A 21,470-nucleotide genomic window follows, 5' to 3' on the forward strand; every position below is an offset into this window, starting at 1 on the left:
CTCCCCTCGTCCGGTTCAGGGCGCGCGGCCGCCCGGCACGGCGACCTCGGCCCACACCTGTTTGCCGCCGGCCACCGGGAACGACCCGTGGGCCTCCGACACCGCCTCCACCAGCAGCAGCCCCCGGCCGCCGGTCGACTCCCAGTCCACGACGACCGGCTTGGCGGGCGCCCGCGGCGAGGAGTCGACGACGCACACCCGCACCCGGTCGCCGCGCAGGATCAGATCGAGGCGGACCGAGCCCTGGGTGTGCATGAGGGCGTTGGTGACCAGCTCCGACACCACGAGCAGCACCGCGTCGGCCGCCTCCTCGACATGCCAGCGGCGCAGGGTGCGCGCGGTGAACCGGCGGGCGTGCATCACGGCGTCGGGCAGCCGCCACACCACCCAGCCGGCCCGCAGCGGCTTGGTCCGCATGCCGTCGTAGCGCAGAAGCAGCAGCGCCACGTCGTCCTCGCGGCGGCCGAGGTCGCCGAGCAGCTGGTCGGCGGTGCGGGGCAGATCGGCGGGGTCGGCGGCGGCGAGCGCGGCCCGGGTGCGCTCCATGCCGACGTCCAGCGGCAGGTCGGCCGCCTCCACGAGACCGTCGGTGACCAGCGCGAGCACGGTGCCGGTGCCGAGCGCGACCGCCGTCATGGGGAACTCCGCGTCCGCGAGGACGCCGAGCGGGGGCCCGCCCTCGACCAGCACCTCCTCGGTGGTGCCGTCCGGGTGGCGCAGCAGGGGTGCCAGGTGCCCGGCCCGGACGAAGAGGAAGTTGCCCTCCTCCATGTCGAGCTCGACGTAGCAGCAGGTGGCGAAGAGGTCGGTCTCCATGCCGGTCAGCAGGCGGTTGGCGTGCGCCATGACGACGTCGGGCGGGTGCCCCTCGACGGCGTAGGCCCGGACCGCCGTCCGCATCTGGCCCATGATCGTGGCGGCGCCCGCGCTGTGGCCCTGGACGTCGCCGATGACGAGGGCGACCCGGTCGTCGGAGAGCGCGATGACGTCGTACCAGTCGCCGCCGACCTGCAGTCCGCGCCGGGCGGGCAGATAGCGGGCGACGGCCGTGCCGCCGGGCAGCTCGGGCAGGCGCCGCGGCAGCAGGCTGCGCTGCAGCATGGTCGCCAGTTCCTGCTCGGCGTCATGGGCGTGTGCCCGTTTGAGTGCCTGCCCGACCAGCGCGGCGGTGGCGGTCAGCAGCGACCGCTCCTCGGGGCTGAACTCGTGCGGCCTCTCCCAGCCGACCAGGCACACCCCGGCGACACTGCCCTTGGCGGGCAGCGGCAGCACGGCCAGCCCTCCGGAGCCGATGCCCGCGAGCGCGGGTTCCAGGGGCGTCCCGGCGGGCCACAGGTCCATCCGGCCGTCCCGCAGGGCGAGTTGCAGCGTCGGTACGGCCGCGATCGGGGCGTCCGGCCACTCCGAGCGCCACTGCGCCTGCCACACCTGGGGCCAGGCCGACGGTTCGGGCGGGTCGAGGAGGGTGACCACGAGCCGGTCGTCGCGGATGTCGGCCAGTGCCACCCGGTCGGCGCCCAGCGGCTCGCGCAGCGCGGTGACGGCGACCCGGCCGACGTCCTCGACGGTCACGGCGTCGTCGAGGGCGGCGGTGAGCCACTGGATCCGGGACACGTCGTCGGTGGTGCCGTGCTCCACGGAGGTGGCGGTGACGACGCCCAGCACCTCCTCGGGCCGGTCGTCGGCGGCGGGCCGCACCCGGCAGCTCAGGCTGAGCCAGCGCAGCTCGCCGGAGGGGCGGCGGACGCGGAACTCCAGTTCCCGGCGGACGGGGGCCTGCGTGGTCGGTTCGAGGACGGCCATCAGCGCGGGCATGTCCTCGGGGACGGCGTGCGCGAGCAGGGACTCCACCTTGCCGTCGAAGACGTCGGGGGTGGTGCCGACCAGGCCGAGCAGGGTCTCGTCGGCGTCGATCAGACCGGTCTCGGGGACGAGGACGAAGGAGCCGGCGCGCATGGCGTGCAGGGCGCGGGCGAGCAGGAGGGTGGGCGCGGACCCGGCGGGTTCGGCGTCGAGCAGCCGGCCGACGGTGTCGGCGTAGCACTCCAGGAAACGTTGCTGGCCGGCGTCGAAGCCGTCGGCGGAGGTGCCGACGACGACGAGGCAGCCGAGCCAGCCGTCCCGGCCGCGCAGCGGGAGCGCACCGAGGGAGGTGGTCCGCGGGGGCGGCGGGGTGGGTGCCCCCTCCGGGTAGGACGCCAGGGCGGCGGCGTTCAGCCACAGCGGCCGGCCGGTGCGGAAGGCGTGGGCGGCGGCCGAGCCGCCGGTCGTGGAGAGGGTGGGCGGCAGCCGGCGTTCGGGGGACTCCAGGCCGGCCGAGTCGAGCAGCCGCAGCTCGGGTTCGTCCGGGTCGGCCACGTAGACGGCGGCGAGGGCTGTGCCGGCGAAGGCCAGGGCGCGCTCGCCCGAGGCGGCCTGCTCCGCGGTCAGCGCGGCACCGGTGCCCGTGGTGCCGGCCTCCGGTGCGTCCGGCTCCGGAACTCCGGCCCGGGCACGGCCGTCATGAGGCATGTCCGCAACCTTCCTCCCGTCCCTGCCGGAGGTGCTGGGGGAGATCGGGGGCACCCTCACGCGGTGGGCGCACGGGAACCCGGGACACCAGAATTACATATCCGGATGACCCGGACATATTTCTTCCCGGACGTCTCCGTCCGCCGTGCGACGCGCCCCGGTGGCGGCGCCATCACTGCGTTCGCCCTTCGACCTGGCCGGTGTCAGACTGACCAGGTGGTCGTCTTGCCGCTGCCACGGAGCACGCACCGGCCGGCAGCCGGGTCCGGGCGCGTGGCCGCACGGTCGGCCCGCCTTCCACCCGGCCGGGCGCGTGCCGCCTGAGCCGGCCGGCGGGTGGGCGACTCCGCCGCCCCGCGCCGCACTCCACCGGCTCCGCCGCCGCGCCACGGCATCGCCGCTCCGGCGGTGCCGCGTCGGCACGTTCGGGAGGTCTTCCGTATGAGAGTTCGCATACGGGACACCGCCGTCGCCCTGCTCGCGGCCTCCACCGCCGTCGCCGCCGGAGCCTGCGGGTCGGACGGCGGGGGCGGCACCGACGGCGGCGACGGCCCGAAGATCGGGATCCTCCTGCCGGACAACACGACGGCACGCTGGGAGACCCAGGACCGGCCGCTGCTGGAGAAGGAGATCGCGGAGCGCTGCGGCGACTGCACGGTCGAGACCGCCAACGCGAAGGCGGACGTGGCGGCCCAGCAGCAGCAGATGGACTCGATGATCGCGAACGGCGCCGACGCGCTGTTGCTGGTGGCGGTGGACGCCCGGGCGATGGCGTCGGCGGTCCGCAAGGCGGAGGCGGACGGCATCCCGGTCGTCGCCTACGACCGGCTGGCCGAGGGGCCGGTCTCGGGGTTCGTCAGCTTCGACGGCGAGCAGATCGGCAGACTGCAGGGCACGGCCCTGCTGCGGGCCATGGGCGACGAGGTGCCCGGCGCCGAGATCGTCATGATGAACGGCGACCTGAGCGACCCCAACGCGGTGCTGTTCAAGCGGGGCGCGCTGTCCGTGCTGCGGGGCAAGGTGAAGATCGGCAAGGCGTACGACACCCTCCAGTGGCGGCCGGAGGCGGCCAACCAGAACATGTCCGCCGCCATCGCGGCCCTGGGCGGCGAGGGCATCGACGGCGTGTACGCGGCCAACGACGGGCTGGCCGCCGGCAGCATCGCCTCCCTGCGCGCCAACCAGGTGCGGCCGCTGCCCCCGGTGACCGGACAGGACGCGGAACTCGGCGCCGTGCGCCGCATCGTCGCCGGCGAGCAGTACATGACCGTCTACAAGCCGTTCCGCCCGGAGGCGACCGCGGGCGCCGAGATGGCCGTGGCGGCGGCCCGCGGGGAGAACCTGGGCCGGGTGGCCGGCGACGACGTGACGACCCGGGACGGGCACGAGGTGCCTGCGGTGACGCTCGCCCCCGTCCCCGTGACCGTGAACAACATCGAGGACACCGTGGTGAAGGACGGCGTCTACACGGTCCGCCAGATCTGCATTCCGGACCTCGCCGCCGCGTGCCGTACGGCAGGGCTGACCTGACCACCGGTCCGGCCCGGCCGGACGCCAGGGAAGGAGATCGTCCCCGTGTCCTCTCCCCCACTGCTGGCCCTGCGCGGCGTGAGCAAACGCTACGGCGCCGTGGAGGTCCTCATGGACATCGACCTGGAGATCCGGGCCGGCCAGGTCGTCGCGCTCCTCGGAGACAACGGTGCCGGCAAGTCGACGCTGGTCAAGGTGATCTCCGGGGTGTCCCCCGCCGACCGGGGCGTCATCGAGTGGCAGGGCCGCGCGGTGCAGATCCGGCGGCCGGCCGACGCCCGCGAGCTGGGGATCGCCACCGTCTACCAGGACCTCGCGCTGTGCGGGAACCTCGACGTCGTCGGCAATCTGTTCCTCGGCCGCGAGATCCGCCGGTACGGCTTCCTCGACGAGATGGAGATGGAGCGCCGCACCCTGCAGCTGCTGAAACGGCTGACCCGGGCGGTCCCCGACCTGCGGGCGCCCGTGGTGTCCCTGTCCAGCGGGCAGCGGCAGACGGTGGCCATCGCCCGCTCGCTCCTCGGCGACCCGCGGCTGATCCTGCTGGACGAGCCGACGGCGTCCCTGGGGCTCCAGCAGAGCACCGAGGTCATGGACCTGGTGGACGAACTGCGCGACCGGGGCATGGGCGTGCTGCTCATCAGTCACAACATGGGCGACGTGAAGGCCCTGGCGGACCGGGCCGTCGTGCTGCGGCTGGGGCGCAACAACGGCTTCTTCGACGTGAACACGGCCTCGCAGGAGCAGATCATCTCGTCCATCACCGGCGCGACCGAGAACACGCCCCGCCGGCCGGCGCACCAGGAGGCGGCGTGGTGAAAGGGACCCCCACGAGGACGGAGGACCGGACCACCGGGACCGCGGCTCCCCCCGCCGGGGACGGCCACGGCTCCCGGGGGCGGGCGGCGGGAGACGCCGTCAAGCGGTGGATCGCCGAGGGCCGGCGCAGGCTGCGGGCCGGTGAGGTCGGCTCGCTCCCGGTGGTGGTCGTGCTGACCATCGTCTGGATCACCTTCCAGTCCCTCAACGACAACTTCCTCTCCCCGCGGAACCTGTCCAACCTCAGCGTGGACATCGTGGGCACCGGCCTGATCGCCGTGGGCATCGTCTTCGTCCTGCTGCTCGGCGAGCTGGACCTGTCCGTCGGGGCGATCAGCGGGCTCGCGGCGGCCGTGTTCGCCGTGCTGAACGTGCAGAACGGCGTGCCCGAATGGCTGGCGCTCGTCATCGCCGTCCTGGCCGGGACCGCCGCGGGCGCCGTGCAGGGCTACAGCTTCGCGAGAACCCGGGTGCCGGCGTTCGTCGTCACCCTCGCCGGGCTGCTCACCTGGAACGGGCTGATGCTCTACATCCTGGGCACCAGCGGCACCATCAACCTCGACGAGAACGGCCTGGTGGCCAAGCTGACCGGCTACTACTTCAACCAGGACGCCGTCGCCTACGCCATCGCCGCCGTGGCGGTGGGCCTCGTCCTGCTGGTGTCGTGGCTGGACCGGCGGCGCCGGGTGGCCGCCGGGATGCCGCACCGGTCGCTCCAGGTGATCGTCGCGCGGGCCGGCGGGCTCGCGGTGATCGCCTTCGTCTCCGCCTATGTGCTCAACCGCTTCCAGGGGCTGCCGCTGGCGTTGCTGATCTTCCTCGTGGTGGTGGCCGGCCTCGACATCGTGCTGCGCCGCACGCACTACGGACGGCAGGTGTACGCCCTCGGCGGCGGGGTGGAGGCCGCGCGCCGGGCCAGCCTCGGGGTGACCCGGGTGCAGACGGCGGTCCTCGCGGTGTCCGGCACCATGGCCGCCGTCGGCGGTCTGTTCCTGGCCTCGCGCATCACCTCGGTCAGCCAGAGCTCGGGCTCGGGCGTCCTGCTGCTCAACGCGATCGCGGCGGCCGTGATCGGCGGGACCAGCCTGTTCGGCGGGCGGGGCTCCACCTGGTCGGCGGTGCTCGGCATGCTCGTCATCCAGTCGATCGCCTCGGGCATGGCCATCACGGACACCCCCGCGGCCATCCAGTTCATGATCACCGGAGGTGTGCTGTTCGCGGCGGTCGTCATCGACGCGCTGTCCCGCCGCTCGCAGGAAACCCACGGCCGCGCGTGACCCCGCGCGGGCGGCGCCGGGCAGCCGGGAGGTGAGGGCGTTGATGGCCGTCAACCCGACCGACGGCGACGCGGTCCTGGCCACGTTCGGCGCCCTCGGCGTCCTGGTGGTGATCTTCGCCGAGTCCGGTCTGCTGGTGTTCGGCTTCTTCCTGCCCGGCGACACCCTGCTCCTGCCGGCCGGGGTCCTGTGCGCGGCCGGCGCGGGCCAGGGACCGCACCTCGTGCTGTGGCAGGTCCTGCTGTGCGCGGCGGCCGGGGCCCTGCTCGGCGGCCAGGTCGGCTATCTGATCGGCCGGCACGGCGGCCGGGCGCTGCTGGCCCGCACCTCCAGACCCCGGGTGCGCGAGGCGGCGGCCCGCGCGGAGACCCTGCTCGCCCGGTACGGCTACGGCAAGGCGCTGGTGATCGGCCGTTTCGTGCCGCTGGTGCGCACGGTCCTGCACCCGGCGGCCGGCGCGCTCGGCGTCCCCGCGCGCACGTTCACGGTGTGGCAGATCGTCGGTGGACTGCTCTGGTCGCAGAGCCTCGTCCTGGCCGGCTACGCCCTGGGCCACTCCGTCCCGGACATCGAGTCCTATCTGCTCCCTCTGATCGCCGTCGTCGTGGTGCTCTCCCTGCTGCCCGCCCTGCCGGTCCTCGCCCGGGCCCGGCGCGAGCGGCGCGACCGCTGACCCCGGCGGCACACGCCGCAACCCCCTCGCAACGTCGGGTGTGATGCGCTGGGCGCATGTATGAGGAGACCCCGCGCGTCGAACTCACACCCGCCGCCGCCGATCTGCTGCGGCGGCTGCACGCGGTCCACGGGCCGCTGATGTTCCACCAGTCCGGCGGCTGCTGCGACGGCAGCGCGCCCATGTGCTACCCGGAGGGCGAGTTCCGCACGGGCGGCTCCGACGTGCTCCTCGCCGAGCTCGACGTCGAGGGGGTGGCGGAGCCGGTCACGTTCTGGATGTCACGGAGCCAGTACGAGGCGTGGCGGCACACCCGGTTGATCGTCGACGTGGTCGAGGGGCGGGGCAGCGGCTTCTCCCTGGAGGCACCCGAGGGAGTGCGTTTCCTGATCCGTTCCCGCGTCGTCGGCGCTCGCTGACGCCGCAGGTCATCGCCGTCTGGTGCACTTCCCCTGAGTCCTGCCACATTTGACGTGACCTCAGGGGGGATCGTGACGCTTCGTCGGAGAAGATTCGGCACGGCCCGGGCGGCGCTCACGCTGCTCACGGCACTCGGCTCGCTGGCCGGCGCGGCCCTGACGGGGGCGGCACCGGCCGGCGCCGCGCAGCGGGGCACGACGATCGCGCCGGGCGTGGTCTACGACCGGTTCGACATCGCGGCGGCCAGGGGCACCGCGCACGCCCATGTCCTCACCGTCGACCTGCGCGACCGGCGGGTCCGGCTGGGCCTGCTGCACCCCGGCGCGGTGGCCGCCCGGGCGGCCGTCTCCCGGCAGGCGGCCGCGCAGGGCGCCGTCGCCGGGGTGAACGGCGACTTCTTCAACATCAGCGAGACGCAGCACCCCGGCGTCCAGGCGACCGGCGCGAGCGTGGGACCGGCGATCGCGCGGGGCCGGGCCGTGAAGGGCGCCGTGCCCGCAGGGCAGCGCTTCGGACCGGCGCTGCCGCCCGGCACCGGCACCGAGGACGTCTTCGGGGTGGGCGCCGACCGCCGGGCCCGGCTGGACCGGCTGCGGCTCACCGGGTCCGTACGCACCCCGGAGGGCGTGCTGGCGTTACGCGGTCTGAACCAGTACGCGCTGCCGGTCGGCTCGATCGGGGCGTTCACCCCGGCCTGGGGCAGCGCGTCGCGGGTGCGGGCCACGTGCGGCACGGACACCGACCGGGCGGCCCCGTGCAGCACGGACACCTACGAGGTCACGGTCCGTCGCGGCCGGGTCGTGTCGGCCTCGGACACCCCCGGCAGCGGCCCCGTCACCGCGGGCACGACCGTGCTCGTGGGGCGCGAGGAGGGGGCGCGGCAGCTGCGGAAGCTCTTCGTGGGCGAGCGGGTGGCGGTACGGCACCGGCTGGTGGCGGCGACGTCCCGGGTGCCGTACCGCTTCGCGCTCGGCGGGTATCCGGTGCTGGCCGGCGGACGGCCGCTGCCCGGCCTGGACGACCGGACGTCGGCGGTGCGCACCGCCGTCGGCATCGCGGACGGCGGCCGGCGCGTGGTGCTGCTCGCGCTGGACGGCGCGCCGCAGTACCGCACCGGCCTGACGATCGCGGAGGTGGCCGGGGTCATGCGGGCGCTGGGGTCGACGGCCGCCTTCAGCCTGGACGGCGGCGGTTCCTCGACGCTGGTCGCGCGTGAGCCGGGCGCATCGGCCGTCTCGGTGCGCAACCATCCGTCCGACGGCACGGAGCGCCCGGTCGCCAACGGCATCGGCGTGTTCTCGACGTCCTGACGCTCAGGGCCTGAGGCCGCTGACGATGTCCGCCGTGGCGGTCAGGCCGCTGTGGATGGTCGGCGCCATGCTGGTGCTGGCCAGATAGAAGCCCAGCAGCAGGCACACCAGCGCGTGGGTGACCTTCAGCCCGCCGTTGCGGATGAAGATCACCGCCAGAATGAACAGCAGCAGCACCACCGAGATGGAAATGGCCATCGTCAACCTCCTCCGCCACGCCGAATCGCCCGGTTCACGGCGTTCGGCCGCAAGTGTGGCGTAGCGAAGGGTTCGTCCGGGCGGCTGACCTGTCCTCCGAACGTGTGATGTTGCGCGTCGAACGGCTAGATACGGCGGTGGCTGTCGAGGAAGGCCTCCAGGCCGGCGAGGTCGTCGGTGTTGAGGTGGTCGACGCCGGCGGCGAGCAGTTCGGTCCAGAGGGCGTCGCGGGCGGGGCCGGGCGTGTCGGGGGTGGCCCAGAAGCGGACGCGCTGACCGCGGGAGTGGGCGGCGTCGGTGAGGGCGTGCAGCTTGCGGCGCTCGGCGTCCGGGAAGGGGCCGGAGCCGAGCCAGGTGAAGTTGAGCGTCCAGTTGTCGCTGATCAACGGGATGAGGGAGGCGGGCGCCGCGGTGCCGAGGTCGCTGAGCCGGCCGTCGTAGAAGGCGCGGCGGAACGTCTGGGCCTCCATCGGGGCGCGGGCGGCGCGGTCCCCGGAGATCACGGCGGTGACCGGACCCGGGTGCACCCGGCCGTGGGCGTACGTCGTGAACAGGTGGCGGTGACGGGCGAGGAGCCGGTCGAGGGCGAGGTAGGTCGAGGAGCCCTCGGTCTTGAGGTCGATCAGCAGCTGGAAGGAGCGGCGGGCACCGGCGTACACCCGGCCGTGGTGGGCGCGGACGCGGGCGGCGAGCGGGTCGAGGTACAGGGTCTCCAGGGTGCGGGCGGGGTCGAGGTCCTCGGGGTCGTGCGCCACCAGGAGCCGGCCGTCGACGAGGTGGACGTCGGCCTCGACGCTGCCGAAGCGGTGGTCGAGGGCGTCGAGGAGGGGCCGCGGGTGCTCGTAGTCGTTGTGGGCGTGGGCCCGCCACAACGGGCGGGGGTGGTGCGGGTGTTCGCCGGCCTGCGCGCGGGCCACGGGGAGGGCGGCCGCGCCGGCGAGGGCGGCGCCGAGGGTGGTGAGGGCTCTGCGACGGGTGGTGAGGGCCATGCTTCGCCTCCGTGTCGGGCCGGACGGGACCGCAGTGAGTATGCGGTCCCGAGGAGCCCGAACAGCAGGGGCGGGGGCGGGAATTGGCCGAACCGCCGCCCCTCGTTCACTTCACCGGCGCAGCGCGCACGGAAGAGCCGAGAAGCCCACCCCTGGTCGTCGGGGTGGGCTTCTCGCGGGGTCCGCTCCGTCGCGTCAGGGTGCGCGGAGGTCGACCAGTTCGGCCAGCGCCTCCCGGTGCGTGCCCGCCGTGCCGTAGGCGAGGGAGTCGGCCTTGGCCCGCTTCAGATAGAGGTGGACCGGGTGCTCCCAGGTCATACCGATCCCGCCGTGCAGCTGCAGGGCCTCCTCGGCGGCGCGGACGGCCACCGGGGCGGCGTAGGACTGGGCGACGGCGACCGTCACATCGGTGTCCTCGCCGGTCGCCAGCGCGTCGGCGGCCGCGCGGGCGGCGGCGCGCAGATTGACGACCTCCAGCCACAGCTGGGCGAGCCGGTGCTTGAGCGCCTGGAAACCGCCGACGGGGCGGTTGAACTGCCTGCGCTCCTTCAGATGGCGGACGGTCTCCGTCAACATCCACTCGGCCAGGCCGAGTTGCTCGGAGGCGAGCAGTCCGGCGCCGGCGCGCAGGGCACGCCGGACGGCGGGTTCGGCGTCGCCGAGCAGCCGCCCGGGGGTGCCGTCCAGGGTGACCGTGGCGACGGGCCGGGTCAGGTCCAGGGAGGGGCGCGGTGTGATCGTCACGGCGTCGGCGTCGACCGCGTACAGCCCGCCGTCGTCGGCCGGCACCAGCAGGACGTCGGCGGCGACGGCGTCCGCGATGCCGGTCAACTCGCCGTGCAGCGCGCCGCCTTCAAGGCGTACGGCCTTGTAGGCGCCGCCCGCGGCGGTGTTCAGGGAGAGCGCGAGCGCGGCGACGGTCGTCGCGGACGCCAGCCGGCCGAGCAGTTCGTCGTCCCCGCACTCCAGCAGCGCCTCGGTGGCCACGACGGCGCTGGTCAGATACGGCACCGGGGCGACGGCCCGCCCCAGTTCCTCCAGGACGACGGCGGCCTCGCGGTGCGTGGCGCCCTGTCCGCCCAGTTCCTCGGGGATCAGCAGACCGGCGAGCCCCATGGTCCCGGCGAGCGCCTTCCAGGCCGCGATGTCGTGCGGCGCGTCGGACTCGGTGCGGGCGATGACGCCGGGGGCGTCGCAGTGGTCGGCGAGCAGGTCCCGCACGGCGGCCCGCAGCGCCTCTTCCTCCTCGGAGTACAGCAGGTCGGGCTGTGTGCTCATCGGGCGAGGTCCTTCCAGGCGACGTCCTTGTCGGTGCGCGGCTCGGCGGGCAGGCCCAGGACGCGCTCGGCGACGATGTTCAGCAGGACCTCGCTGGTCCCGCCCTCGATGCTGTTGCCCTTGGAACGCAGATAGCGGTACCCGGCGTCGCGGCCGGTGAAGTTCACCTGCTCCGGCCGGCGCATGGTCCAGTCGTCGTACAACAGGCCCTCCTCGCCGCGCAGTTCGACCTCCAGGCCGCTGATCTCCTGGTTGAGGCGGGCGAAGGCGAGCTTCATGCCGGCGCCCTCCGGGCCGGGCTGCCCGGCGACGAGCTGCTGGCGCAGCCGTTCGGCGGTGAAACGGGACACCTCGGCGTCCACCCACAGCTTCAGCAGCCGCTGGTGCAGGTCGTGGGTACGCAGTTCGGGGCGGTCGCGCCAGGTCTTGGCGACCGGGCCGATCATGCCGCCCTCGCGGGGCAGCCGCATGCCGCCGATGGCGACGCGCTCGTTGTTGAGGGTGGTCTGGGCGACCCGCCAGCCGTCACCGACCTCGCCGAGCCGGCGGCTGTCGGGGATGCGGACGTCGGTGAGGAACACCTCGTTGAACTCGGCCTCGCCGGTGATCTGCCGCAGCGGACGGACCTCGACACCGGGGTCGGTCATGTCGCACAGGAAGTAGGTGATGCCCGCGTGCTTGGGCACGTCCGGGTCGGTACGGGCGATGAGGATGGCCCAGCGGGCGAGATGGGCGCTGGACGTCCACACCTTCTGCCCGTTGACGACCCATGTGTCGCTCTCACGCACCGCGCGCGTTCCGAGCGCGGCCAGGTCGGAGCCGGCGCCGGGCTCGCTGAAGAGCTGGCACCAGACCTCCTCGCCGGTCCACAGAGGCCGCAGGAAGCGCTGCTTCTGCTCCTCGGTGCCGTACTTGAGGATGGTCGGGGCGGCCATGCCGAGGCCGATGCCGATGCGGCGCGGGTCGTTGTCGGGGGCGCCGGCGGCCTCCAGTTCGGCGTCCACGACGACCTGGAGGGAGCGGGGCGCGCCGAGGCCGCCCAGGCCCTCGGGGTAGTGCACCCAGGCGAGGCCCGCGTCGAAGCGGGCGCGCAGGAAGTCCAGGCGGTCGGTCGTGGCCGGCGGGTGCGCGGCCAGCAACTCCTGGGTGCGCCGGCGCAGTTCGACGGCGTCGGTCATGCCGCTCCTCCTTCGGTGAGTCCCGGGACCACGGCGACGCGGCCGGTGGTGACACCGTCGGCGACCCGCTGCACGGCGGCCGCCGCCCCGCCCAGCGGGACGCGCTCGCTCACCAGCGGCTTGACGGCGCCCTGAGCGGCCAGCTCGGTGAGCCGCTCGTGACAGTGCTGGACCAGCTTGGGGTTCCTGGTGTTGTACAGGCCCCAGTGCAGGCCGAGGATCGAGTAGTTCTTCACCAGGGCGTGGTTGAGGGCGGGGCTCGGGACGGTGCCGCTGGCGAAGCCCAGGACGACGATCCGGCCCTCGAAGGCGACGACCTTGGCGGACTGCGCGTAGGCCGCGCCGCCGACAGGGTCGTAGACGACGTCGGCGCCGCGTCCGCCGGTGGCCTCCTTGACGGCGGCGATGACGTCCTCGGTGTGCCGGTCGACCACCACGTCACAGCCGAGTTCCCGGGCCACGGCCGCCTTGGCGGCGCCGCCCACGACACCGATGACACGGGCGCCGGCCGCCTTGCCGAGCTGGACGGCGGCGCTGCCGACGCCGCCCGCGGCGGCGTGGACCAGCAGGGTCTCGCCGGCTTCGAGGCGCGCGCGGCGGTGCAGGCCGAACCAGCCGGTCTGGTAGCCGATGTGCAGGGCGGCGGCCTCGGCGTCGTCGAGGGCGTCGGGCGCGGGCAGCAGGGCGGCGGCGTCCGCGACGGCGTACTCGGCGAAGCCGCCGTGGGGCAGCGCGGGGTTGGCGAGGACGCGGCGGCCGTCCTCGGTCTCGCCGCAGATCTCCACACCGGGCGTGAAGGGGAGCGGGGGCCGCACCTGGTACTGACCCCGGCACATCAGCGCGTCCGGGAAGTTGATGTTCGCGGCACGCACCTTGAGCAGGACCTGGCCGTCGCCGGGCGTGGGCGTCCCGACGTCCGCGAGCCGCATCACCTCGCTCGGCTCGCCGTTCTCGTGCACTTGCCATGCCTGCATGCGGTGCCTCCACGGGGGACTGCGTCGTCTGACCGGGGTCGGTTGGCATACTAAGCGGTCGCTTGCCGTTCAGGGAACCGTCGGTCGCGTCACGCCTGCCGCGGCCGCGCCCTCACGTGCATCCGCTCGCCCTGCGGCCCGAAGAGACTCAGGAACTCCACCGGCCCCTCCCCGGTCGAGCCGAACCAGTGCGGGACCCGGGTGTCGAACTCGGCGGCCTCCCCGGCCGTGAGCACCACGTCGTGGTCGCCCAGCACGAGCCGCAGCCGGCCGGACAGGACGTACAGCCACTCGTAGCCCTCGTGGGTGCGCGGCTCCGGGGGGCAGCTGCGCTGCGGTTCGAGCACCTTGAACGCCTGCAGGCCGCCGGGCTGGCGGGTGAGCGGCCAGTGCTTGCGGCCGTAGCGCTCGATGGGCTCGGTCGCGCGCACCCTCGGGTCGCCGACGACCGGGTTGCCGACCAGTTCGTCCAGCGGCACCTGGTGGGCGCGGGCGATCGGCAGCAGCAGCTCCAGGCTGGGGCGGCGCAGGCCGGACTCCAGCCGGGAGAGCGTGCTCACCGAGATGCCGGTGGCCTCGGACAGCGCGGCGAGCGTCACCTCGCGCTCCTTGCGCATCCGGCGCAACCTGGGTCCCACACCGGCAAGGACATCGTCGTCACTCATGGTCTCGTCCGTCATACGGCCATTGCAGTTTCGGCAAACTTGTTTGTCAATCCCGCATTCCGAGCCGCACGGTGCGGGTGGAGGTGGTCATCGTGACCGAGACATACGAAGTGATCGTGATCGGCGGGGGCGCGGCCGGGCTGTCCGCCGCGCTCGTCCTGGGCCGCGCCCGGCGCCACACCCTGGTCGTCGACGCCGGGGAGCCGCGCAACGCGCCCGCCGCCCATATGCAGGGCTATCTGACCCGGGACGGCGTGCCGCCCGCCGAGTTCCTGGCAAAGGGCCGGGAGGAGATCGCGCGGTACGGCGTGGAACTGGTCCGGGACCGGGCGGTGGACGTCTCCCGGGATGGGGACACCGGCGACTTCACGGTCGAGCTGGCGGGCGGCCGGAGCGTCGGCGCCCGGCGCCTGATCGTCGCCACCGGACTCAAGGACGAGATGCCGTCCGTCCCCGGCGTCGCCGAGCGCTTCGGCACGGACGTGCTGCACTGCCCGTACTGCCACGGCTGGGAGGTCCGCGACCGGGCCTTCGGCGTGCTGGCGACCACGCCGCTGAGCGCCCACCAGGCGATCATGGTGTCGCAGTGGTCGAAGGACGTGGCCTTCTTCCTGCACGAGGTCGCCGAGTCCGACCTCACGGACGACGACGTGCGCCGGCTCGCGGCGGCCGGTGTGAAGGTGGTCCCCGGCCGGGTGGCCGAACTGACGGTCGAGGGCGACCGGCTCACCGGCGTCCGCCTGGCCGACGGCACGCCGCACACACGCGAGGTGCTGTTCGTCGCCCCGCGCCCGGTCCCGCAGACCGGTCTGCTGGAGAAGCTCGGCGCCGAGCTCCACGAGACCCCGTTCGGCTCCTACCCCGTGGTCGACGCCACCGGCCTCACCTCGGTGCCGGGCGTCTGGGCGGCGGGCAACGCGATGGGCTTCTCCGAGCAGGTGATCAACGCGGCGTCGGCCGGCTACCGCGCCGCGGCCACCCTCAACGGCGAGCTCCTCTTCACAGACCTGGACGCCGGATCATAGGAACGCCGCGAGCAGAAACGCCCTGAAGGGGCGCGGGGAACCGCGCGACAGACCCCAACGGCGCCGCAGCGGACCAACACACCGCAACCGCGCAGGTGTGGACCGGCGTCGAAAACCCCAGGATGGTTCGCATGCTGCTGACCCGTCTGGCCAACGTGTCCCAAGAGGTCGCCGCGACATCGGCACGGTCCCGGAAGATCGCTCTGCTCGCGGAGCTCTTCCGGGACGCCGAGGCGGACGACGTCCCCCTCGTCATCCCGTATCTGGCGGGACGGCTGCCCCAGGGGCGGCTCGGCGTGGGCTGGAAGGTGCTGAGCCGACCGGTGCCCCCGGCCGCCGAGCCCACCCTGACCGTGCGTGAGGTCGACGCCCGCCTCACCGCGCTCGGCAAGGTGTCCGGCGCCGGTTCGCAGGCCGAACGGACCCGCCTCGTCGGTGAGTTGTTGGGCGCGGCGACCGAGGACGAGCAGCGCTTCCTGCTCGGCCTCATCACCGGCGAGGTCCGCCAGGGCGCCCTGGACGCCGTGGCCGTGGAGGGGCTCGCGCAGGCCACCGGGGCGCCGCCCGCGGACGTACGCAGGGCGGTGATGCTCGCCGGTTCCCTGCAGAGCGTCGCGCAGGCGCTGCTCGCGGACGGCCCGGAGGCGCTGGCCCGCTTCCGGCTCACGGTCGGCCGGCCGGTGCTGCCGATGCTGGCGCACACCGCGTCCACGGTGTCCGAGGCGGTCGGCAAACTGGGCGACTGCGTGGTCGAGGAGAAGCTGGACGGCATCCGCGTCCAGCTGCACCGCGACGGCGACACCGTACGGGCGTACACCCGCACCCTGGACGACATCACCGACCGTCTCCCCGAAGTCGTCGCGGCGGCGCGGGAGTTGCGCGGTGAGCGGTTCATCCTGGACGGCGAGGTCATCGCGTTCGACGCCACCGGACGGCCCCGCTCCTTCCAGGAGACCGCCGGCCGCGTCGGGTCCCGGGTGGACGTGGCGACGGCCGCCCGGGAGGTCCCCGTCTCCCCCGTCTTCTTCGACGCCCTGTCCGTCGACGGCCGCGATCTGCTCGACCTGCCGTTCACCGAGCGGCACGCGGAGCTGGCCCGGCTGGTCCCGGGGCCGATGCGGGTGCGCCGCGCCCTGGTGTCCGGGCTCGACGACCTGCCGCGCGCCGAGGAGTTCCTCGCCGAGACCCTGGAGCGCGGCCACGAGGGCGTGGTCGTCAAGGCGCTGGACGCCGCCTACGGCGCGGGCCGGCGCGGCGCGTCCTGGCTGAAGGTGAAGCCCGTGCACACCCTGGACCTGGTGGTGCTGGCCGCCGAATGGGGGCACGGCCGCAGGACCGGCAAGCTGTCCAACCTCCACCTGGGGGCGCGCACGGCGGACGGCGGGTTCGCGATGCTCGGCAAGACGTTCAAGGGCATGACGGACGCGCTGCTGGCCTGGCAGACCGAACGGCTCCAGGAACTCGCCGTGAGCACACACCCCTGGGGGGTGACCGTGCGCCCCGAGCTGGTCGTCGAGATCGCGTACGACGGACTGCAGCGCTCCTCCCGCTACCCGGCCGGCGTGACGCTCCGCTTCGCGCGCGTACTGCGCTACCGCGACGACAAGCGCCCCGAGGAGGCGGACACCGTCGAGTCGCTGCTGGCCGCCCATCCGGGGGTACGGCCGTGAGCCCGGCCCGCGAGCGGCGCAGCGCCGGCCTGCTGCTGTTCCGCCGCACGGACGCCGGACCGGAGGTACTGCTCGGCCATATGGGTGGCCCGTACTTCGCACGGCGGGACGCCGGGGCGTGGACGGTCCCGAAGGGCGAGTACACGCCGGACGAGCCCGCGTGGGACGCGGCCCGTCGCGAGTTCGAGGAGGAGCTGGGGCTGCCGCCGCCGGAGGGCGAGGCCGTCCCGCTGGGCGAGGTCAAGCAGGCGGGCGGCAAGACCGTCACCGTCTGGGCGGTCGAGGCCGACCTGGACCCGGCGGCCGTCGTACCGGGCACGTTCACGATGGAGTGGCCGCCGCGCTCGGGCCGTACCCAGGAGTTCCCGGAGCTGGACCGGGTGGCCTGGCTGTCCCTCGACCGGGCGCGCGAGGTGATCGTCAAGGCCCAGGCCGCGTTTCTCGACCGGCTGGCGGAGCACTCGTCCTGAGCAGCAGCACGCGTTGCGGGACCCACCGCGGCGCGGGAAGGTCGAAGCAACAGGTCGCTCCCCAGGAGGTCGGTCATGCCCATCGCGACGGTCAATCCGGCGAACGGCGAGACGCTCAAGACGTACGAGGCCATGGGCGAGGAGGAGGTCGAGCGCCGGCTCCAGCTCGCCGAGGCCACGTTCCGCACGTACCGGACGACGAGCTTCGCCGACCGGGCGCGTCTGCTGAACCGCGCCGCGGACCTCCTCGACGAGGACCAGAGCGACGTCGCCCGGATGATGACCACCGAGATGGGCAAGCCCATCGCCCAGGCCCGCGCCGAGGCCGCCAAGTGCGCGAAGGCGATGCGCTGGTACGCCGAGCGCGCCGAGGGGCTGCTGGCCGACGAGGAGCCCGCCGAGTCGGACGTGAAGGACTCGGGCGCCTCGCGGGTGCGGGTCCGCTACCGCCCGCTGGGGCCGGTGCTGGCCGTGATGCCGTGGAACTTCCCGCTGTGGCAGGTGATCCGGTTCGCCGCGCCCGCGCTGATGGCGGGCAACGTGGGTCTGCTCAAGCACGCGTCCAACGTCCCCCGGACGGCCCTGTATCTGGAGGACCTGTTCCATCGCGCGGGCTATCCCGAGGGCTGTTTCCAGACCCTGCTCATCGGCTCCGCCCAGGTGGACGACATCCTGCGCGACGAGCGCGTCAAGGCGGCCACCCTCACCGGCAGCGAGCCGGCGGGACGCGCGGTCGCCTCCACCGCCGGCGAGATGATCAAGAAGACGGTGCTGGAGCTGGGCGGCAGCGACCCGTACGTCGTGATGCCGTCGGCCGACCTGGACCGGGCCGCGAAGGTCGCGGTGACGGCACGGGTGCAGAACAACGGGCAGTCCTGCATCGCCGCGAAGCGGTTCATCGTGCACACGGACGTCCTTGACGCCTTCGCCGAACGGTTCGTGGCGGGTATGAAGGCGCTGGTGGTCGGCGACCCGATGCACGAGAACACGGACGTCGGTCCGCTCGCCAGCGAACAGGGACGCACGGATCTGGAGGAACTCGTCGACGACGCCACCCGCAGCGGGGCGACCGCGCTGTGCGGCGGGCACGCGCTGCGCCGGCCCGAACTGCCGGGCTGGTACTACCCGCCGACCGTCCTCACGGGCATCACCCGCGAGATGCGCATCCACCGTGAGGAGGCGTTCGGGCCGGTCGCGACGCTGTACCGGGCGGCGGACCTGGACGAGGCGGTGCTGATCGCCAACGACTCGCCGTTCGGCCTGAGTTCGAACGTCTGGACACGCGACGACGCGGAGGTGGAGCGCTTCGTACGGGATCTGGAGGCCGGCAGCGTGTACGTCAACGGCATGACGGCGTCCCATCCGGCGTTCCCGTTCGGCGGGGTGAAGCGGTCCGGCTTCGGCCGTGAGCTGTCCGGGCACGGAATCCGGGAGTTCTGCAACATCACTACGGTTTGGCAGGGCGCGTGAGCGCAGCGCGACTACGATCCCAGCTGTGAACCGCGAAGTTACTCTGCCGCTGATCGTCGACGACCGGGGGACCTTGCAGGTGGCCGCCGCCGACGTGAGCAAGCTGCTGCGCACGGTGGGCGGCCGGTGGCTGCACCTCGTGGAGGCCGGCGCGGACGGACTCGACGAGGACACGGTCGCGGCGCTGACCATCGAGCTGGCCAAGCTCGCGGACCGGATCGACGTGGCCTGCATCGCCCACAGCAGCGGCACCACCCCGTAGGGGATGTCTCGCCGGTCAGGACGAAGGCCCGCGCGCCGCACGCGGGCCCCCGTCCACCGCTCTAGCGGATCGACATGCCCGACAGCGTGCGGGCGATCACCAGCCGCTGGATCTCGCTCGTCCCTTCGAAGATCGTGTAGATCGCCGAGTCCCGGTGCATGCGCTCCACCGGGTACTCCCGGGTGTAGCCGTTGCCGCCCAGGATCTGGATGGCCTGCGCGGTGACCTTCTTCGCCGTCTCGCTCGCGAACAGCTTCGACATCGACCCCTCGGCCGCCGTGAACGGCTTGCCGTTGATCGCCATCCACGAGGCCCGCCACACCAGCAGCCGGGCCGCGTCGATCTGGGTGCGCATGTCGGCGAGCTGGAAGGCGACGCCCTGGTTGTCGATGATCGGGCGCCCGAACTGCTCACGCGTCGTCGCGTAGTCCAGGGCGACCTCGTAGGCGGCGCGGGCGGTGCCGACGGCCATCGCGCCGACCGCCGGCCGGGACGCCTCGAAGGTGGCCATCGCGGCGTTCTTCACACGCTCGCCGCCCGTCCTGGCCCGCTCACGGGCCCGCGCGAGGCGCTCGTCGAGCTTCTCCTTGCCGCCGAGCAGGCAGGAGCCGGGCACACGCACGTTGTCGAGGATGACCTCGGCGGTGTGCGAGGCGCGGATGCCGTGCTTCTTGAACTTCTGCCCCTGGGACAGGCCCGGCGTGTTCGGCGGGACGATGAAGGAGGCGTGGCCCTTGGAGCCGAGCTCCGGGTCGACGACGGCGACGACGACGTGGACGTTGGCGATGCCGCCGTTGGTCGCCCAGGTCTTGGTGCCGTTGATCACCCACTCGTCCTTGGTCTCGTCGTACACGGCCCGGGTGCGCATGGAGGCGACGTCGGAGCCGGCGTCGGGCTCGGAGGAGCAGAACGCCGCGAGTTTGACATCGTTGGCGTCGCCGTACATCTGGGGCACCCAGGTGCCGATCTGCTCCTCGGTGCCGTTGGCGAGGACGCCGACGGCCGCGAGACCGGTGCCGACGATCGACAGGGCGATGCCCGCGTCGCCCCAGAACAGCTCCTCCATCGCCATGGGGATGCCGAGGCCGGTCTGGTCGAAGTACTGCTGGGCGTAGAAGTCGAGCGAGTAGATGCCGACCTTCGCGGCCTCCTGGATCACCGGCCAGGGAGTCTCCTCACGCTCGTCCCATTCGGCGGCCGCGGGGCGGATCACATCGGCCGCGAAGCCGTGCAGCCAGTCCCGGACCTCCTTCTGTTCGTCGTTGAGCTCCATGGTGAACTCGGCCATGACCCCTCCAGCGGCGTACGCGCATGCCCGCTGCATGCTTGTTACTAGCGGTAACCCTAGTTTGTTACCCGTCGGTAGGTAAAGTCAACCCGCGATGCGCCCTCGGCAGCCCGTTCGAGGGTCATGCCTGGTTGAGTGTTACTTTGCGCAGGCGTCACCGAACCAGTACGGGTGGGGAGAGCTCATGGACACCACGCAGCGGACGGATCAGCAGCGGTCCGCCGACCGACGTCGGCGCGAGCTGCTGGAGGCCGCCGACAGAGTGGTGCTGCGGGACGGCCCGCAGGCCTCGATGAACGCCATCGCGGCGGAGGCGGGCATCACCAAGCCCATCCTGTACCGCCACTTCGGCGACAAGGGCGGGCTCTACGCGGCCCTGGCCAAGCGGCACACGGACGCCCTGCTGGACTCGCTGCGGGCCGCCCTGGACGCGCCCGCCGACCGGCGCGAGCGCGTCGAGTCCACGCTCGACACCTATCTGGCGGCCATCGAGGCCCGCCCCCAGGTCTACCGGTTCCTGATGCATCCGGCGGAGGGCGGCCACACCGGCGACCAGGGCTTCGACGTCGGCAAGCACTCCGCCCCGCTGCTGCGGCGGATGGGCGAGGAACTGGCCACCGTCATCGAGGAGCGCCTCGACCTCGGCCCCGGCAGCCAGCAGCTGGCCCGGGTCTGGGGCCATGGCATCGTCGGCATGATGCACGCCGCCGGGGACTGGTGGCTCGGCGAGCGGCCGTGCTCCCGGGCGGAGTTGGTGCGCAGCCTGGCCGACCTGCTGTGGGGGCGGCTCGCCGCGGCGGGCGACAAGATCGGCGGACCCGGCTTCTGACGCCGGGACCGCCCGCGGGCGGTCAGCCGGACCGGTGCCAGGGGGCCCGTGCCACCTGGCGCATCAGCCGCCGGTGGCGCAGTCCGCTCAGCCGGTCCGCGTACACCCGGCCCTCCAGGTGGTCGCACTCGTGCTGGAGGCAGCGGGCGAAGAACCCGGTGCCGTGCACGGTGACCGGCTCGCCCGACATCGTGAACCCCTCGACCACCGCGTGGTCGTACCGCTCGGTGCCCGCCTCAAGGCCCGGCAGGGACAGACAGCCCTCCGGGCCCCGGACGACCACGCCGTCCGCCTCGACCAGCCGCGGGTTCACCACATGGCCGAGATGGCGGACGTCCTCGTCGTCGGGACAGTCGTAGACGAAGACCCGCAGGGACTCCCCCACCTGGTTCGCCGCGAGGCCGACGCCCTGCGCGGCGTACATCGTCGCGAACAAGTCCTCCACGAGATCCGCGAGTTCCGGTCCGAATGCGGTGACCTCCGCACAGGGTGTGTGCAGGACGGGGTCGCCGAGCAGGGTGAGGGGCCGGACTCGCCCACGGGTGCCCGGAATGGAGCTGTTGCGCATGGCCGCAAGGGTACGGCGATTCGGGAGTGCGATTGGATCTCGAATAGGCTGACCACCACCACGGTG

At 73.3% G+C, this 21,470-nt stretch carries 21 protein-coding genes; 12 read left to right on the forward strand and 9 right to left on the reverse strand.

The window, feature by feature from the left end:
* Positions 1-15: 15 nt before the first annotated feature.
* Positions 16-2,511, reverse strand: coding sequence for a SpoIIE family protein phosphatase (locus DC008_RS04160; protein ID WP_108705771.1), 2,496 nt, complete (start codon positions 2,509-2,511; stop codon positions 16-18).
* Between the two features lie 441 nt (positions 2,512-2,952).
* Between DC008_RS04160 and DC008_RS04165 the strand changes: the two genes are divergently transcribed.
* From DC008_RS04165 to DC008_RS04190, 6 genes are all read left to right on the forward strand, one after another.
* Complete coding sequence (locus DC008_RS04165) at positions 2,953-4,041, forward strand: substrate-binding domain-containing protein (RefSeq protein ID WP_108705772.1); 1,089 nt, start codon at positions 2,953-2,955, stop codon at positions 4,039-4,041.
* A gap of 45 nt (positions 4,042-4,086) precedes the next feature.
* A complete protein-coding gene (locus tag DC008_RS04170; RefSeq protein WP_108705773.1) occupies positions 4,087-4,860 on the forward strand; it encodes an ATP-binding cassette domain-containing protein in 774 nt (257 codons plus the stop codon).
* A complete protein-coding gene (locus tag DC008_RS04175) occupies positions 4,854-6,137 on the forward strand; it encodes a sugar ABC transporter permease (RefSeq protein ID WP_108705774.1) in 1,284 nt (427 codons plus the stop codon). The genes DC008_RS04170 and DC008_RS04175 overlap by 7 nt, the downstream gene beginning before the upstream one ends.
* Before the next feature lie 40 nt (positions 6,138-6,177).
* Complete coding sequence (locus DC008_RS04180) at positions 6,178-6,810, forward strand: DedA family protein (protein ID WP_108705775.1); 633 nt, start codon at positions 6,178-6,180, stop codon at positions 6,808-6,810.
* Between the two features lie 56 nt (positions 6,811-6,866).
* Positions 6,867-7,229, forward strand: a complete 363-nt coding sequence (locus DC008_RS04185; protein ID WP_055622325.1) for a DUF779 domain-containing protein — start codon at positions 6,867-6,869, stop codon at positions 7,227-7,229.
* A gap of 72 nt (positions 7,230-7,301) precedes the next feature.
* Positions 7,302-8,540, forward strand: coding sequence for a phosphodiester glycosidase family protein (locus tag DC008_RS04190; protein WP_108705776.1), 1,239 nt, complete (start codon positions 7,302-7,304; stop codon positions 8,538-8,540).
* Positions 8,541-8,543: 3 nt separating this feature from the next.
* Here the strand turns inward: DC008_RS04190 and DC008_RS04195 are convergent, their stop codons facing one another.
* From DC008_RS04195 to DC008_RS04220, 6 genes are all read right to left on the reverse strand, one after another.
* Positions 8,544-8,738, reverse strand: a complete 195-nt coding sequence (locus tag DC008_RS04195) for a hypothetical protein (RefSeq protein WP_055622327.1) — start codon at positions 8,736-8,738, stop codon at positions 8,544-8,546.
* Between the two features lie 125 nt (positions 8,739-8,863).
* Positions 8,864-9,727, reverse strand: a complete 864-nt coding sequence (locus tag DC008_RS04200) for a phosphatidylinositol-specific phospholipase C/glycerophosphodiester phosphodiesterase family protein (protein ID WP_108705777.1) — start codon at positions 9,725-9,727, stop codon at positions 8,864-8,866.
* A gap of 195 nt (positions 9,728-9,922) precedes the next feature.
* On the reverse strand, positions 9,923-11,005 hold the full coding sequence (locus DC008_RS04205) for an acyl-CoA dehydrogenase family protein (RefSeq protein WP_108705778.1): 1,083 nt from the start codon (positions 11,003-11,005) through the stop codon (positions 9,923-9,925).
* Positions 11,002-12,183 carry an acyl-CoA dehydrogenase family protein gene (locus tag DC008_RS04210; RefSeq protein WP_108705779.1) on the reverse strand — a complete coding sequence of 394 codons (1,182 nt, stop codon included), beginning with the start codon at positions 12,181-12,183 and terminating at the stop codon, positions 11,002-11,004. Before DC008_RS04210 ends, DC008_RS04205 begins: the two co-directional genes overlap by 4 nt.
* Positions 12,180-13,157 (reverse strand): NADPH:quinone oxidoreductase family protein, encoded by a 978-nt coding sequence (locus DC008_RS04215; RefSeq protein ID WP_108705780.1) that lies wholly within the window; start codon positions 13,155-13,157, stop codon positions 12,180-12,182. The genes DC008_RS04210 and DC008_RS04215 overlap by 4 nt, the downstream gene beginning before the upstream one ends.
* A gap of 89 nt (positions 13,158-13,246) precedes the next feature.
* Positions 13,247-13,822: a helix-turn-helix domain-containing protein gene (locus DC008_RS04220; RefSeq protein ID WP_108710561.1), complete on the reverse strand. Its 576-nt coding sequence runs from the start codon at positions 13,820-13,822 to the stop codon at positions 13,247-13,249.
* 92 nt (positions 13,823-13,914) lie between these two features.
* Here DC008_RS04220 and DC008_RS04225 point away from each other — a divergent pair, with 92 nt between their 5' ends.
* From DC008_RS04225 to DC008_RS04245, 5 genes are all read left to right on the forward strand, one after another.
* Positions 13,915-14,847, forward strand: a complete 933-nt coding sequence (locus DC008_RS04225) for an NAD(P)/FAD-dependent oxidoreductase (protein WP_108710562.1) — start codon at positions 13,915-13,917, stop codon at positions 14,845-14,847.
* 131 nt (positions 14,848-14,978) lie between these two features.
* Positions 14,979-16,517 (forward strand): ATP-dependent DNA ligase, encoded by a 1,539-nt coding sequence (locus DC008_RS04230; RefSeq protein ID WP_108705781.1) that lies wholly within the window; start codon positions 14,979-14,981, stop codon positions 16,515-16,517.
* Positions 16,514-16,987: an NUDIX hydrolase gene (locus DC008_RS04235; protein ID WP_108705782.1), complete on the forward strand. Its 474-nt coding sequence runs from the start codon at positions 16,514-16,516 to the stop codon at positions 16,985-16,987. Before DC008_RS04230 ends, DC008_RS04235 begins: the two co-directional genes overlap by 4 nt.
* Before the next feature lie 75 nt (positions 16,988-17,062).
* The gene (locus DC008_RS04240) at positions 17,063-18,457 is read left to right on the forward strand and encodes an NADP-dependent succinic semialdehyde dehydrogenase (RefSeq protein WP_108705783.1); all 1,395 of its coding nucleotides are present in this window, start codon (positions 17,063-17,065) and stop codon (positions 18,455-18,457) included.
* Positions 18,458-18,482: 25 nt separating this feature from the next.
* Positions 18,483-18,719 (forward strand): DUF6213 family protein, encoded by a 237-nt coding sequence (locus DC008_RS04245; protein ID WP_055622335.1) that lies wholly within the window; start codon positions 18,483-18,485, stop codon positions 18,717-18,719.
* A gap of 61 nt (positions 18,720-18,780) precedes the next feature.
* Here DC008_RS04245 and DC008_RS04250 read toward each other — a convergent pair whose 3' ends face one another.
* Positions 18,781-20,007, reverse strand: a complete 1,227-nt coding sequence (locus DC008_RS04250) for an acyl-CoA dehydrogenase family protein (protein ID WP_108705784.1) — start codon at positions 20,005-20,007, stop codon at positions 18,781-18,783.
* 184 nt (positions 20,008-20,191) lie between these two features.
* On the opposite strand from DC008_RS04250, the gene DC008_RS04255 reads away from it, so the two are divergent.
* On the forward strand, positions 20,192-20,836 hold the full coding sequence (locus DC008_RS04255; protein ID WP_055622337.1) for a TetR/AcrR family transcriptional regulator: 645 nt from the start codon (positions 20,192-20,194) through the stop codon (positions 20,834-20,836).
* 22 nt (positions 20,837-20,858) lie between these two features.
* On the opposite strand, the gene def is transcribed toward DC008_RS04255, so the two are convergent.
* Positions 20,859-21,404 (reverse strand): peptide deformylase, encoded by a 546-nt coding sequence (gene def, locus DC008_RS04260; protein ID WP_108705785.1) that lies wholly within the window; start codon positions 21,402-21,404, stop codon positions 20,859-20,861.
* Positions 21,405-21,470 lie beyond the last annotated feature (66 nt).

This window comes from Streptomyces nigra, assembly GCF_003074055.1.
GTDB lineage: Bacteria > Actinomycetota > Actinomycetes > Streptomycetales > Streptomycetaceae > Streptomyces > Streptomyces nigra.